Annotated in this window: 12 protein-coding genes and 2 tRNA genes; 6 read left to right on the forward strand and 8 right to left on the reverse strand. The window is 28.7% G+C overall.

The annotated features are described in order from the left end of the window. Positions 1-1100, forward strand: a 1100-nt coding sequence (locus tag ACRDDY_RS07255; RefSeq protein ID WP_438564282.1) for a class I SAM-dependent rRNA methyltransferase, incomplete at its 5' end; no start/stop codon positions are given. A gap of 37 nt (positions 1101-1137) precedes the next feature. Here ACRDDY_RS07255 and ACRDDY_RS07260 read toward each other — a convergent pair. Continuing rightward, positions 1138-1533 (reverse strand): hypothetical protein, encoded by a 396-nt coding sequence (locus tag ACRDDY_RS07260; protein WP_438564283.1) that lies wholly within the window; start codon positions 1531-1533, stop codon positions 1138-1140. Positions 1534-1870: 337 nt separating this feature from the next. Between ACRDDY_RS07260 and rbr the strand changes: the two genes are divergently transcribed. Continuing rightward, positions 1871-2461, forward strand: a complete 591-nt coding sequence (gene rbr, locus ACRDDY_RS07265) for a rubrerythrin (RefSeq protein ID WP_438564284.1) — start codon at positions 1871-1873, stop codon at positions 2459-2461. A gap of 120 nt (positions 2462-2581) precedes the next feature. On the opposite strand, the gene ACRDDY_RS07270 is transcribed toward rbr, so the two are convergent. From ACRDDY_RS07270 to ACRDDY_RS07280, 3 genes are all read right to left on the reverse strand, one after another. After that, positions 2582-3301, reverse strand: a complete 720-nt coding sequence (locus ACRDDY_RS07270; protein WP_438564285.1) for a 2-phosphosulfolactate phosphatase family protein — start codon at positions 3299-3301, stop codon at positions 2582-2584. A gap of 90 nt (positions 3302-3391) precedes the next feature. Beyond that, on the reverse strand, positions 3392-4318 hold the full coding sequence (locus tag ACRDDY_RS07275; RefSeq protein WP_438564286.1) for a TIGR01212 family radical SAM protein: 927 nt from the start codon (positions 4316-4318) through the stop codon (positions 3392-3394). A gap of 70 nt (positions 4319-4388) precedes the next feature. Continuing rightward, the gene (locus ACRDDY_RS07280; protein WP_438564287.1) at positions 4389-5453 is read right to left on the reverse strand and encodes a hypothetical protein; all 1065 of its coding nucleotides are present in this window, start codon (positions 5451-5453) and stop codon (positions 4389-4391) included. Between the two features lie 132 nt (positions 5454-5585). Here ACRDDY_RS07280 and ACRDDY_RS07285 point away from each other — a divergent pair, with 132 nt between their 5' ends. Next, a complete protein-coding gene (locus ACRDDY_RS07285) occupies positions 5586-6635 on the forward strand; it encodes a YkvI family membrane protein (protein ID WP_438564288.1) in 1050 nt (349 codons plus the stop codon). Positions 6636-7257: 622 nt separating this feature from the next. On the opposite strand, the gene ACRDDY_RS07290 is transcribed toward ACRDDY_RS07285, so the two are convergent. Together ACRDDY_RS07290 and ACRDDY_RS07295 are read right to left on the reverse strand one after the other, a co-directional pair. After that, a complete protein-coding gene (locus tag ACRDDY_RS07290; RefSeq protein WP_438564289.1) occupies positions 7258-8496 on the reverse strand; it encodes a peptidoglycan-binding protein in 1239 nt (412 codons plus the stop codon). A gap of 42 nt (positions 8497-8538) precedes the next feature. Continuing rightward, on the reverse strand, positions 8539-12018 hold the full coding sequence (locus ACRDDY_RS07295; protein WP_438564290.1) for a S8 family serine peptidase: 3480 nt from the start codon (positions 12016-12018) through the stop codon (positions 8539-8541). A 135-nt stretch (positions 12019-12153) separates the two neighbouring features. Between ACRDDY_RS07295 and ACRDDY_RS07300 the strand changes: the two genes are divergently transcribed. After that, positions 12154-12229, forward strand: a tRNA-Met gene (locus ACRDDY_RS07300). 136 nt (positions 12230-12365) lie between these two features. Then, positions 12366-12441, forward strand: a tRNA-Met gene (locus ACRDDY_RS07305). Between the two features lie 274 nt (positions 12442-12715). Here the strand turns inward: ACRDDY_RS07305 and ACRDDY_RS07310 are convergent. Then, the gene (locus ACRDDY_RS07310) at positions 12716-13237 is read right to left on the reverse strand and encodes a cysteine hydrolase family protein (RefSeq protein ID WP_438564291.1); all 522 of its coding nucleotides are present in this window, start codon (positions 13235-13237) and stop codon (positions 12716-12718) included. A 136-nt stretch (positions 13238-13373) separates the two neighbouring features. On the opposite strand from ACRDDY_RS07310, the gene ACRDDY_RS07315 reads away from it, so the two are divergent. Beyond that, entirely contained in the window at positions 13374-13790 is a 417-nt protein-coding gene (locus ACRDDY_RS07315; RefSeq protein ID WP_438564292.1) for an Lrp/AsnC family transcriptional regulator, read from the forward strand. Between the two features lie 83 nt (positions 13791-13873). Here the strand turns inward: ACRDDY_RS07315 and ACRDDY_RS07320 are convergent, their stop codons facing one another. Continuing rightward, positions 13874-14911, reverse strand: a complete 1038-nt coding sequence (locus tag ACRDDY_RS07320; RefSeq protein WP_438564293.1) for a TRM11 family SAM-dependent methyltransferase — start codon at positions 14909-14911, stop codon at positions 13874-13876. Between the last annotated feature and the right edge of the window lie 80 nt (positions 14912-14991).

Here is a 14991-nt window from a genome sequence, read left to right on the forward strand (position 1 = left end):
AAATTAAGGAATATGAAGGCGAATATACAAATGGAGATATTGTTGATGTTTATAACCATAAACATTACTTTATAGGTAAAGGTTACATAAATGATGCTAGTAAAATAGCTATTAGAATTATGACAAGAGATATTGATGAAGAAATAAATAAAGAGTTCTTCAGAAAAAGATTTAAAGCTGCATGGGAGTATAGACAAACTGTTATAGATACGTCTTCTTGTAGATTTATCTTTGGTGAAGCTGACTTTTTACCAGGGCTTACAATAGATAAATTTGAAGATTACTATGTAATTCAAATTTCAACTCTTGGAATGGACCAATTTAGAGATATAGTTGTTCAAGTTCTTGTTGAAGACTATAATGCTAAAGGTGTTTATGAAAGAAGTGATTTAAAAACACGTGAAATTGAAGGATTAGAACAAACTAAGGGATTTTTAACAGAACCTTTTGATACCAATGTCCAAATTGTAGAGAATGGTGTTAAATATATTGTTGACTTAGAAAATGGTCAAAAAACTGGTTTCTTCTTAGACCAAAAAGAAAATAGAGCCGCTATTCATAGGATTTGTAAAGATAAAGAAGTCTTAGACTGCTTTACTCATACTGGTTCATTTGCTTTAAATGCAGGTATTGCAGGTGCTAAATCTGTTTTAGGAATAGATGTATCTAAGCATGCTGTTGATTGTGCTACAAGAAATGCTGAACTTAATAATCTTCAAGATACAGTTAAATTTGAATGTCACAATGCATTTAATGTTCTTGCAGATTGGTCAAGAGAAGGAAGAAAATTTGATGTTGTTATCCTAGATCCCCCTGCTTTTACAAAATCACGAGGGACTATAAATGGTGCAACTAGAGGATATAAAGAAATAAATTTAAGAGGAATAAAAATGGTTAAAGAAGGCGGTTATTTTGTAACTTGCTCTTGTTCTCATTACATGTCTGAAGAATTACTTAGAAAAACTATTGCAGATGCTGCACATGATGCACATAGAAGTCTTAGACAAATAGAATGTAGAACTCAATCTTGTGACCACCCAATTCTTTGGAATTCAGATGAATCATACTACTTAAAATTCTTTGTTTTTCAAGTAATTTAGGTATTAAAAAAGCTCCACAGTTTTTGTGGGGCTTTTTTTACATACTTGCTAATACTCCAATATACATAGCAATTACGAAACATACTATATATATTATCCATACAATCCAATTTACCACTTTTATTTTACTACTAATAATTTTATTGTTTCTTTTTGCTACTGATAATGTTATTGCTGCAATAACTTGAGCTACAATTGAAATTGCTCCAACAATTTGATGTACATCCATCATTCCATAGCTTACATTCGTATATGGTAGTTTAGAACTTATTCCACTCATATAAAATAATCCCAATATAGCTAGGACAATACTTATATGAACCATCGCCATATTTCTCTTAGATACTGTCATTGTTTTTAAACTTCTAACATTTGAAACTGTATATAATATTAAAGATACTAACATTAATACTATTAAAGGTATAACTAACATTCCCATCCCTGCACCTCACTACTTATTATTATGATATCCTTATCATATCATAATTAATATTTATTATTATTTAATAATCTGTGTATTACTGCTCTATATCTTCTAAATTTTTATTACTTATATTTAAAATACTTTATACAAAAATTCTTAAATCTTACTAATTTTCTTATGTTTTAACCTATGTAAAGGTGTTAAATAATAATTATTATTTGAAAATATCTTTTACATTTTGTTCATTGATTTTCTTTTTACTTAGTAGTATTATTAAAATGTAGATAACGGATAGTAATTATTAAATAATAAAACCATTATTAGGTTTTAGATGGAGGATTTAACTATGAAAAATTTAAAAGGTACAAAAACTGCTGAAAATTTAATGAAAGCATTTGCTGGTGAATGCCAAGCAAGAACTAGATACACTTATTTTTCAAGCGTTGCTAAAAAGGAAGGATATGTTCAAATATCTAATATCTTTATGGAGACTGCTGAAAATGAAAAAGAGCATGCTAAAAGATTCTATAAATTTTTAAAGAATGATTTAAATGGTGAAGCTGTCCAAATTACGGCTTCATATCCAGTAGAAGTTCCTGAGGATACAAGAACAAACTTAATCTTTGCTGCTAACGGAGAGCATGAAGAAGAAGCTATTCTTTATCCTGAATTTGCTAGAATTGCTGATGAAGAAGGTTTTCCAGAAGTTGCAGCTTGTTTTAGAATGATTTCTAAGGCGGAAATTGCTCATGAAACTAGATTTAAACAATTAGCAGAAAATATTGAAAAAGATAGAGTTTTCAAAAGAGAAGAAGAAGATACATTATGGAAGTGTGAAAACTGTGGATTCATTTATGAAGGACCAGTTGCACCTGAGAAATGTCCTGCTTGTTTACACCCACAAGCATACTTCTCAGTATGGAAACAAACTTGGTAATATCGACAAGTATAAAAATATAAAATTCATTTATCCTAAACATTAATAAATACTATAATCAAAATTTAATCACTCATTTGCTAAAAAGGCTATGCATTCTACTACATGCATAGCCTTTTTTTACTTTTCAATTTTTATTTTTCCATCTTTATATATAGGAATTATATTTAAATCCTCTTTTTCTATACAATATTCTATATCTTTAAATAGATTCAATTCCTTCATTCTTCCATAATGTTTTGCCATCATTATAAAGCTTTCTATGTTTTCATTTTTTTCATAAATATACTTAGCGGTTTTACTTATATCAGTAAGCTCTATCTTCTCTGTTATTTTTTTAATTTCACTTATGATATATCCACTACAAATAAAATCATCCATAGTGAATTCACCATCAGTTCCTGCATTCACTATTATTACATCTTCATTTAGCTTAGCTAATCTCTCTGCAATTTTCTTTCCATTTAAAACAGATGCTATATAAACTCTTTTTCCATCTCTTACTTTATTTAAAGCCTTTGTTCCATTTGTTGTTGTCATTAATATAGTTTTATCTAAAACTACTTCTTTAGTATATTCAAGAGGTGAATTACTTAAATCAAATCCTTCTATTTTCTTAGCATTTCTTTCTCCACCTAGTATACAGTTTTCTCTTCCTAGTTTATTTGCTTCCTCAAAAACCTCTTCTACAGTTAAAAAAGGAATCACCTCTTTACATCCATTTTTAAAAGCCGTTGTCATTACTGATGTTGCTCTAAGCATATCTATAACAACTATATTCTTTCCTTTTATATACTCTTCATTTATATGTTCTGGTGTTATTATTATATCTACTTTCATTCTTCCATCCCACCTTTTTAATTTTATCCTAATACTATTATAAAATAAGCAGTCTAACCTTGCCTTAGTTAAACTGCTTATTTTTTCTAATTATTTAAAATTTTTACCTTGATATATATCATTATCTACAAAAGCCTTATCTATTGCATTTAAAACTTCCCATTTTTTAAGACTCCACATAGGTCCTATTAAAAGATCTCTTGGTGCATCACCTGTTAATCTATGAATAACCATCTCTTGTGGTATCATTGTAACAGCCCTGCAAAGAGTATCTATATATTCATCTTGTTCCATAAGCTTTAATCCACCTTTTTCATAAAGACTTACAAGTGGTGTTCCCTCCATTAAGTGAAGTAAGTGAAACTTAACTCCTGTTGAACCTGTATGTGCTACAAATTCTACTGTTTTAAGCATATCTTCCTGTGTTTCACCTGGAAGCCCAAATATACAATGTGTTACAAAGTCAATATTTCTTTTTTTCAATCTTTCAATTGCATCACTATAGACTGCTGTATCATATCCTCTATTTATTTTTCTTCCAGTCTTATCTGAAACTGTTTGAAGTCCAATTTCTATCCATACATATAGCTTTTTATTCATTTCTTCAATTAAATCTAAAACTTCTTCTTCTAAACAATCTGGTCTTGTTGCTATAGCTAGTGCAACAACTCCTTCTTGATTTATTGCTTCTTCATATTTTCTTTTAAGTTCATCAATAGGTGCATATGTATTTGTGTAAGCTTGGAAGTATGCTATATACTTTCCTTCTTTCCATTTTTTATTCATCATATCTTTAACATCTATAAATTGCTTTGATATAGATATCTCTCTATCTCCAGCAAAATCTCCTGAACCTCTCTCACTACAAAAAGTACAACCACCTTTTGCAACTTTTCCATCTCTATTAGGACATGTAAATCCACCATCTAATGAAATTTTAAATACTTTTTCACCAAATTTTTGTCTTAAAAAATGGTTTAGATTATTATATCTTTTACCATTCCACTCTTTAATCATTTTTTTCCTCCATGTTATAAATAAATTTTACTTTATCATATCATAGTTAGATATTTTATTAAAATTTCTACTATACCTTATCTATAGATTTTTCTTTTAAATCAATAGTATATTCTCCTAATAATTCTTGATAAATCCCTGTAATATTTTCTTTCTTTTGAACATCTATTATTATATTAGATTTAACTGATGCTATATACTCTACTGTATACTTATCTTCTGGAAATAGCTTTTGCAAATTAATAGGAAGAAGCCCTCCATCAGGAATGCCATAAATATTTATTCCCTTTACATTATTTTCTTTCTCATACTCTACAATTAGTGCATCTTTTTCTTCTGAAAAAATAAAATCTTTTATTTTAGAATTTGAAATAATATCACAGTAAATAATTTTCTTAGCTATAGGTTTTTCAAATATATCTTTCATATCATCAGAAGTTAATCCATTAGTAAAATTCATTACACTTGCCATAGCAGGTCTAGCTTTCTCAAGAACTGCTATTCCTACAAAAGAATTTTTCCCATCAGTTGTACTAAATGCTACATAATTCCCATCAAAGCTCACTCCTATAGTTTGAAATGCCTTTTTAGGAAGAGATTTTTTACTTAACATAATTTCCTTCCCCTTTGGATATAATTCATTAGGTATACTATCTAAATTAACTACTACTTCTATATTATCCGTTCCACTTTCAATCATCTTCAATACACCATCTTCTGCAAATAACTCTGTAGCTATTGAACTTTTTACCTCCGCTACTTTATAGTTATTATTTGAATCTCTTAGCACTTTAATTATCCACTTATCTAAATCACATTTCTTATCTTCACCCTTACTTTTTACAACTGCTATTTCTAAGTATACCCCGTCACTCACCTCAGTTGCTCTCGTTATTTTATAAGAAACTATAGGAAGTATATTTTTTAACTGTGTTTTAGATGCAACTTCTTTTGTTGCTATTTCATTTGCCCCAATTATGTCATTATTCTGTATTCTAAGTACATATTCATTTGCCTTTTGCTGTGCTGTTTCTACATTAAAAACATTTATATTTTCCGTCATACTCGTTTCTTTTGTACAACCACCACACATAATTAATAATAGTACTACTAAAATTATTACTCTCTTCTTCAAACAAACTCCTCCTAACCAAATTTAACTTCCATTAGTTTTTCTTTTAAAAATATCTATTATTCATTTTGTAGAATAATTTTTAAAGTTTACCTATATATTGTTAAGAATACTAATTTTAAAAGGAGTTTTTTTATGAAGAATTTATCTAAAATCTTTCAAATAGCAGCTGTATTTATTGGTACTATCGTTGGTGCTGGACTTGCCTCTGGTCAAGAAATAACTAACTTTTTTACATCTTTTGGACCACAAAGCTTCATATTTATAATATTCTGTGGAATTTTCTATATAATTATTGGTTCAATTATTAGTAAAATAAGTAGCAATAAAAACCTTCATTCCTATAATGATTTTATTAATGTTATAAGCCCTAATTTTTTTGGGAAAATTACTGGAATTACAACAACTTTCTATCTTATTTCAAGCGCCTCAATAATTCTTGCTGGTAGTGGTGCTTTAATTCATCAGTTTTCAGGAATTCCAAAACTTATAGGTACTTTCTTAATGATGGGTATATCACTATTTTTCTTATATAGAGGAACAGAAGGACTTATTGAAGTAAATTCATTTATAGTACCAACATTAATCTTCACAATAACTGTTATAACAGGACTTTACTTATTTTTTTGTATGGATACCATAAACATATCCTCAATTATCCAAAGCTTTCCTAAAAAAGCAGGAAGCTTAACCATCTCAACAATTCTTTATGCAGGATACAACGTTCTTTGTTGTTGTGGCGTACTAGTTCCTCTATGCACATCAGTTAAAGATCATAAAATAATGAAAAAAGGAGTTATAGTTGGAGCAATAGGACTTACATTACTATCATTAATGATAAACTTCCTACTCTTCATAAATGTTCCATACACATTCCAATATGAAGTACCTCTTCTTTTCGTAGCAAAAAGGTTTGGAACAGTAATACAAGCGTTACTTCTTATAGTAATCCTTATGGAAATGTTCTCAACAGAAGTATCAGATGTTTACTCAATTGGAAAAACCCTAGAACAAACCTTTAAAATCCCATTTAAAAAAGCTGTTGTAGTAGTTTTACTAATAGCATTTCCAATATCTCTTATAGGCTTCGGAAATCTAATAAAAACTTTGTACCCTATGTTTGGATGCCTTAGCTTAATATTTGTTTTCTTTTGTATTAAATACTATATTAGAAATAATCTATAAAATATAAGACTTACAATGTATTAAAATCCATTGTGAGTCTTCTATTCTATATTTTCTATTATTCTAAAATATAGGTTTTACAAATATTCTTCTGTTTATTAATTCCAAGTTATTTTTTCCCATTTATAATTTAATTATCTTTAAATGAAAAGGAGCCTCTCAATGAATATATTCTTAAAAAAATCTAAGATAATTCTATTATGTATTATTCCTGCTTTTACATTAATTGCTGTTTCCTGCAGTCTTTATGTAAACATTCAGACATTCTCTCTACTTTCTAATAATACTAGTTATATTAACCTATCTTTAAATGGATTTTTATATAATTTAGTCTTTAGTGCTATTCTTTTTTCTGTATATTTATATATTGGATTTTTATTTTATAAAAAGAAATTTTTTATATATAAACTTTTTACTATTTTAGATATTTTATGGTTTATATATAAACTCTTTCTTAGCTATTTCATTACTTATTTCCCCAATTTTATTTCCTCTAATAAACCCTTATTAATTTTTTCTAATATTGTTATTATTATTTTTCAACTAATCAATATATTCTTGTTAGTTACTTATAATAAAAACATAGCGAAACACAAATAAAGGACCGCTTTTAAGCTGTCCTTTATCCATTTAATTCTGCTATTTTAGTAACTCCTGTGTATATTTCTGATATTTTATACCATGTTGCATAATCTACTATTCCTGTTTGATTTAGTCCAAATATTCCTTGAAAAACTTTTACCTGATTTGATAATGCTTGTCCATAGCTTCCATCTACAGCTACTTTTGGGATTAGTGGATAGTTTACAGCTATTCTATTTAGAAATTGTTGAACTGTTCTTACAGGCTCTCCACTTGCTCCAATATTTAATGAATATCCTGGATAGGATTTTGGACTTCCTTTTACTTTTTCTGCTGTTTGTAAAACTATATTATTTCCATAGTAATATTTTAAAATTTCAAATGGTGTCTTTCCTTGATCACCTAAATACTTACTCCCCCATTGACTAAACCATGCAGGACATTTTACTGTTGTTCCATTGCAATATTGTGTTAAAAGAGGTTGTTTTCTTCCTGTCCTTTTAACAAATGTAGAAAAAATTTCATCTACTGCAATACTGATGCTTTCATAAATAGTTCTTCCATAAACAAAGGCATGGTCATATGCAGTTGAATTTGTAATATCAAAGGGATATCCTTTTGCTCTATACCACTCTGTGTATATTCTATTTAATGTAAATGAAATTATACAAAATATGTTTGCTTGAATAGTAGCCTTAGGCCAAGTTGAGTATATCTCACTTGATGCTACATTTTTTATATAGTCTTTATATAGAAGTTTATAATTTTTCCCTCCTTGGCTTGGATTTCCTTCATGTACTACTATATATTCAGGTACTACCGGCTTTGGAAGTACAACTCCACTTGATGGTGGTGGAAGTTTTTTCATTTCTGCTTCTGGAATTTTTTCTGGGAAATTTCCATATAATCTATTGTCTAATACAGTTATTATACTTGGATTAACTGCTCCTTTTTTAGATTTTAAATTACACTTTTGATATGCTGTTTCTCCTGAATAAATTTGACATCCATTTACTATAAAATCTTCAAATCCATCCTTTTGAATTTTAATATCATATTGACTGTATGGAGTTTTTCCTGTTGGTGTTTCACTATTTTTCTTTGGTGGCGCATCTAATTCTATAATTTCTGTAAGTCCTGATGAATCAGTATTTAACATAACCTCTTTAGCACGCTTTTTTGAACGCCTTCCACTAGTTATTATTGCCTTGCAACCATCAAGTGGAATATATTCATCTCCTTTAAAACATTGTATCTTTAACCTTCCTTTTTCAGGCATAAATTTGCTCCTTAGTATTACTTCTTATAATCAATTTATTCCTTACTTTCTTTTTGGTTCATTATTTTTAGGAAGCCTTATAAACATGTCTCCTATATTATAAGTTCTAAACATATTTATCTCTTTTCCTTTTCTCATATTATCAAAAACACCTTTTAAATCTATTCGTCCATAGCCCCATTCTCTATTAGGATATATATCCCCTGTCCTCATTTTTGCCCCTCTTATTAAATAAGTTTTCATTTTTACTGAATACATAGTAGAGTCATTTCCATCCACAATACCCCATTGCATCATAAGTGCTGCACAACCTGAAACTACTGCTCCTGCTATGGATGCCCCACTTGAAACTTGAGTTCCTCCACCTGGAACTAATGTTATTGCATCTATTCCTCCTGCTACAATATCAGGTTTTATTCTTCCATCCCTTGTATTTCCTCTTCCTGATTTACTTACAGTTGCATCATTATTTTGATTATAATATCCAACTACTAAAGTATTTTCTGCTGTTGAAGGTATTTCTAATGTACAATATTGGCTTGAGTTTAAAAATTTTGTTCCATCTGCTATTAGACTTCTTTGAGGTAGCCATGCATCATATCTACCATCAACTATATAATCTCCCATAATCTTAAATTGCCATATTCCTTCCCTTAAATCCGTTGCCTTTATTTTTATTAACTCATCTCCTGTAACTTCTTCTGGGATACGATATTGTATAAACATACTTGTCTTCTCAAAAACAAATCTTATTTCTTCTATTTGCTTTAATTTTGCTTGAATCTTTTCTATAACTTCACCTGATGGTGAAACTATTCCAAGTGAAACTTTATCAGGCTTTCTAAACCAAATTTCAAAATTAAGATTTCCTTGATTTTTATCTACCAATAATTCAATAGTTTTTATATCTCCATTCCCCTTTAAAGTCCCTTCTGTATGTGAGTCCTCATTCCCTTCATTCCCTGTTGTTGTAATTACTGTTACCCCTCTCTTTTTAGATAAGTCATCTATATATCTTTCTAATATAGTCTTTCCATCATGTGAACCTAAATTTGTTCCAAGAGGTATATATAAAACAACTGGCATTAATTTTTCTTTTGCTACTTCTAAAATATGTCTAACAGCTAAAAGTATATCTGAATTTTCATACCTTCCTACTCCAGTTTTTGTTACACCTGCATTCTTTAGATAATTATCTGAAGCCTCCTTAAGCTTTACTATAATAAATTTACAGTCTGGTGCTATTCCTTTAATCTCTGGATTTTTTCCTCTTGCACCAATTATTCCTGAAACCATAGTTCCATGTCCATTTTCATCCTTCATTCCTACTATTGTGTATGGATCTCCACCTGATTTTTTCAAATCTAAACTTTTATTTATATCATCCTCACTATAAACTTTCCCATAATGATGCCATGTTATTGGATTTCCCTTTACACTTTGATCCCACATAGAAACTATTCTTGTCTTATTATTTTCTAAAGTAAATTCATCACTTAAGTAATCAATCCCTGTATCAACTATTCCTACTAAAACCCCTTTTCCTGTAAGTGAAAGATACGGATTATCATTAAAAAGATAACTTCCTGATGCTTCTGTTGGTGAAATTTTATTTAATGTATACACTGGTGAACTCTCAATAAAAACAATTTGTTTTACATTTTCTATAATATTATTCATAACATCAAATGGCGCTTCTATAACAGCTATTCTATCATCTAGAATTATAATTTTTGCCTCCTTATATTTATCTATCTCTTTTTCTATATCTCCAAAATATTCAATAATTTTTCTTGCTCTATACATTCTAAATCCCCTCATCTTATCATTATTTAAAATTTCAAAAGTGTTTCTTGCACAAACTATGCCATATCCCCAAACTGAATTAGGATATGTTTCATCTGGTCTATCTCTTTTTGCCCCTTTTATAAGATAACTTTTTAATCTTTCACCAAATAAAAACTTATCATTACCTTTAACGATTCCCCATTCCATTAAAAGTGCAGAGAGTCCTGCAATATGAGGCGATGCCATAGATGTTCCAGTTTTAGTATCAAATCCATCTGGTATTAATGACATGATATTTTCCCCTGGTGCTATAAGTTCTGGTTTTATAACTTCATTTGAATAAATAGCTCCTCTCCCACTAAAGGCAGATATGTTATTAGTTACACTATTATAACTACCAACTGAAATAACATTTTTAACAGTTGCTGGTATTCCAATTGTGAAAAATGGCTCTCCATTTAAAAATTTTGTTTCTGGATTTAACCCCTCTTGTATAGGAAGCCAAATATTAAACCTTCCCCCCTTGTTATTTACTTCCTCTATCTTAATTCTCCATCTTCCCTCTTGAATTGAATCACCATTTGCTACAATAGTTATTAAAATCTCTCCAAGCAAATCAAAAGGTTTTGGGCCTGATACATAAAATAAAACCTCATCATTTCCCACTACTATCCTATTCAATCCTTTTTTAAGTTCAATTTTTCCTGAACTTAAATTTGAAGCGTTAAGTACTTCAATTCTAATTTTACTTAATACATCTAAAAACATAGCGAATGTTATAGAAGTTTCTCCTCCTCCAACATTAAAATCTACTTGCTGTGGAAATCTTAAATCTCCAAAAATATGATGAGATACAGCTCCTTCATTTCCTGCAGCTACTATAATAGTTATTCTCTCTAAATCACAAACTGTTTCAATATATTTTTCTAATAAAGAATTTCCATCATGTGCACCATCATTTGTACTTAAACTTAAATTTATAACTAAAGGCATATTTAATTCTTTTCCTTTATCTACTAAAAATTTTATCCCTCTCATTATTTGCGTACTAATACTAAACTTTCCTCTAGTTGCTTTTACCATTGCAATTGAAGATTTTGGTGCAATTCCATACTTGTCCTTAGGAATATTTCCACCTGCACATGAAATCCCCGCAACATGAGTTCCATGTTCTATTAAGTCATAAGAAGGAACAATACTCTCTGGATTACTTGATTTTAATGCCTTATTTATATCATCCCTAGTAAAAACTTTTCCAATTTCCAAATCCCATATATATTGAATCCTTGTAGTTCCATCATTATTTCTAAAGCCTATATTACTATAATCTATACCAGTATCTATAAATCCAATTAAAATTCCTTCACCAAGTAAATCATAAGTACTTTGAACTTCTGGTACACATATTTCCCTATTACTATAAAAATCACTTGTATATAACGTCTTTGGAAGCTCTAAATATTGAAAGTTACTTAAACTGTTAAGTTTATCTAAGTTATCCACAGAAATTTCTATAATTCCATATCCATATCCTAAATTTTCATACTTTCCACCTATGTTTTCCACAGATTGTGAAATTTTATCCACATTATCCCCACTTATACCCACAACTTCTATGGATTGTTTTTTATTTTTCTTATTTCCTTCATTAATAAAATCAACCTTATTTAATAAATCTCTACTTTTCATATGATTAAGCAATCTTATTTTGGAATCTAATCTCTCCTCTCTCATAAATCTCTCCTAAATAAATTTCTTATTTATAATATGATATTTATTTAAAACTGCTATTTCTCATAAGTTCTTATTGACTTCTAGAAATATAAGGACTATACTTAGTCCATAGTCAAAAAGAAAAACCCTTAATATCGCGGGGTGGAGCAGTTGGTAGCTCGTCGGGCTCATAACCCGAAGGTCGTAGGTTCAAGTCCTGCCCCCGCAACCATAAAGACTTTTTTTGAAGTCTTTCTTTTTTTAAATTTAAATACTGAAATTTTAATCAAAAAATATATTGCTTGACTTTTATAAGTATAAGGACTATACTTACAACAGTTGGTAAGGAAGAGATTAAACTTTAATATCGCGGGATGGAGCAGTTGGTAGCTCGTCGGGCTCATAACCCGAAGGTCGTAGGTTCAAGTCCTGCTCCCGCAACCACAAAAAAGACTTTTTAAGAAAAGTCTTTTTTTTTAGTTTATTTATTTTATTTTTTCGATATAATCTAAGTAAGAATCCAAATCTGTGATTTAGGGTATTCAAACTTACACAAATGTGTAAATATAAAAAAAGTATAGTGCTAGTAACACTATACTTTCCTAGAACGTTTATTTTGTTTTAGGACTATTGAATGATTTATAAAAAAGCGCTTTAATTTTATAAGTGTCCACTTTATAGGTTCCATTTTAGTTTATAGTAGACCTTCTTTTATTGCTTATCTAAATATCTCAGCATATGGAACTATAGTTATATCTCTTGACATAACGGCTGCTAAACCTATTAAATGTATTGGTTCACTTACCGATGTACAACAATCTGCTAAAATTGAAACTTTATATTTTTCAGCTGACTTAGAAATAGCTGTATGTGTAACACAATTTTGAGTCATCATTCCACATACTAGTATCTCCTCTACTCCCATTTTAGATAAAACTTCCTCTAAGTCTGTTTTATAAAATCCATCTGCAAAAGTTTTTATTACAACCTTACCTTCTGGTGCTTTCTCTAATATTCTCGAGTGTATCTTTACTCCCTCACTTCCAGCATTAAAAAATGGTGCTAATCCAAGACTTGGATCTGCTATATGTTGAATATGTATAATCTCCACATCATTTTTATGTGCTAAATCTATAGCATTTTCTATATTCTCTAAAGTTTTTTCTGTATTCCATAATGGAAATTTTCCACCCTCAAAATAATCATTTTGTAAATCAATAATTAATAATGCCTTTTTCATATTTACATTCTCCTTCTATCTTTTATTTTTATTTTTATCTATAATTAAATTATACTTTTTTTATATTTATATTCACTTCTATAATGAAAAACTTAACTATATATCTTTTTCATATTGAAAAATAAAGGAGATTAAAATGAACATTGATAAAATAGATTTAAATATCATAAATATTTTAGAAAATAATTCTAAATTAAGTTTTAAAGAAATTGGTGAAAAAGTGCATATGACAGGTCAAGCTGTTGGCTTTAGAATTAATAAACTAATCGATGATGGAGTTATTGAAAAATTCACTATAAAGACTAATAAGTCTAAACTCGGATTTTCTACTATCGCTTTTATTAAAGTTTATATGAATACTGCAAATCATCAAACTATTTTAAGTATAATAAAAAAATATAATGAAATCACCGAAGCCTTTAGAATAAGTTCTGATTGTTGCTATATATTAAAAGTAGAATCATTAAATACTGATTTTATAAACTTTTTAATTGAAGAAATTTCTTCTTTTGCTAATTATCAAATATCTTTATCTTTATCTAAAATAAAATAATCACAGTAGAACTTAATTTTTTTCTACTGTGATTATTATTTCTAATTAAAATTTATTCTTAAAACTAATAACACTCTAAGTTATTACTTGTTTTTTACTGCAACTATAAGGTTTCTATTTATTGCTTGATCTACTCTATGTATATATCCGTTAAATGGTTCTTCATCTAAAACTGTAAAGTTATTTTCTTCTAATACTTCTCTTACATCCTCATATTTTAAAGTAAATTCATTAAATGAAATACATAATGCACCCTTTACTTTTAATACATTTTGCCATGCTGGGATACAATTTTTTAAAAGTTCTAATGGACTTCTATCCATTGTAGAATCTCCCTCTGCTTTACTTCCATGTTGTACACCATAAGGTAAATCTGATACTAATATATCACATGAATTTCTTTTTAATAGAAGATTTGCATTTCTTGTATCTGATAAGAAAAGATTTAAATTTTGTGTATTTCCACAAATAAAATCTTCTTTTGTACTTGCCATATCTACTATAAAGCAATCTGCTATTTTCTTTCCTTTTATTCCTGATCTTTTTTCTTTTTGTGCCTTATGCTTATATTTTCCAAGCTTTAAGTATCTAACAATATAATTTTGGATTTCTTGTATCCATTGTGCATTTATTTCTATACCTATCACATCAAATCCTCTTATAAGGCCTTCATAAAGAGTTGTTCCTTTTCCACACATTGGATCTATTAATTTAATTTTTTTACTTCCTGTTTTACATGCACTTAATGCTAAGTTTACCATTAATCTTGTAAATTGCTCATTTGTTTTTCCTGTATATTTTAAAATTTGAACCATACTTTCTGGAAATGTTCTAAAGTCTTTTACTATAATTGGCTTTAATAAATTTCCTTCAACTATTTCAAATATTGCATAATATATTGATGCTGTACTTATCGCTATAAAATCTTCTTCTTTTAACCTCTCTTTAGTATTAAAACAAATACTAGCTGGTAGCCCTAAATCACCTTCAAATATTTCCTCTATACATACCTCCCTTGCTTCTAAAATAGCCTTCAGTTCAAAATAAGCTATCTTTAAAGCTGTATCAAAATATATTCTATTGTGTCCTGGATTTGCTAAAATCATGTATCTATTCATCATCTATCTAACCTTTCTAATTTTAATAAAGTTAATTCTACAATACTTAATAATTAATTTCTATATCTTTTATAAAATATCTG

The sequence above is a fragment of the Clostridium sp. genome, assembly GCF_051656525.1.
Lineage (GTDB): Bacteria > Bacillota > Clostridia > Clostridiales > Clostridiaceae > Clostridium.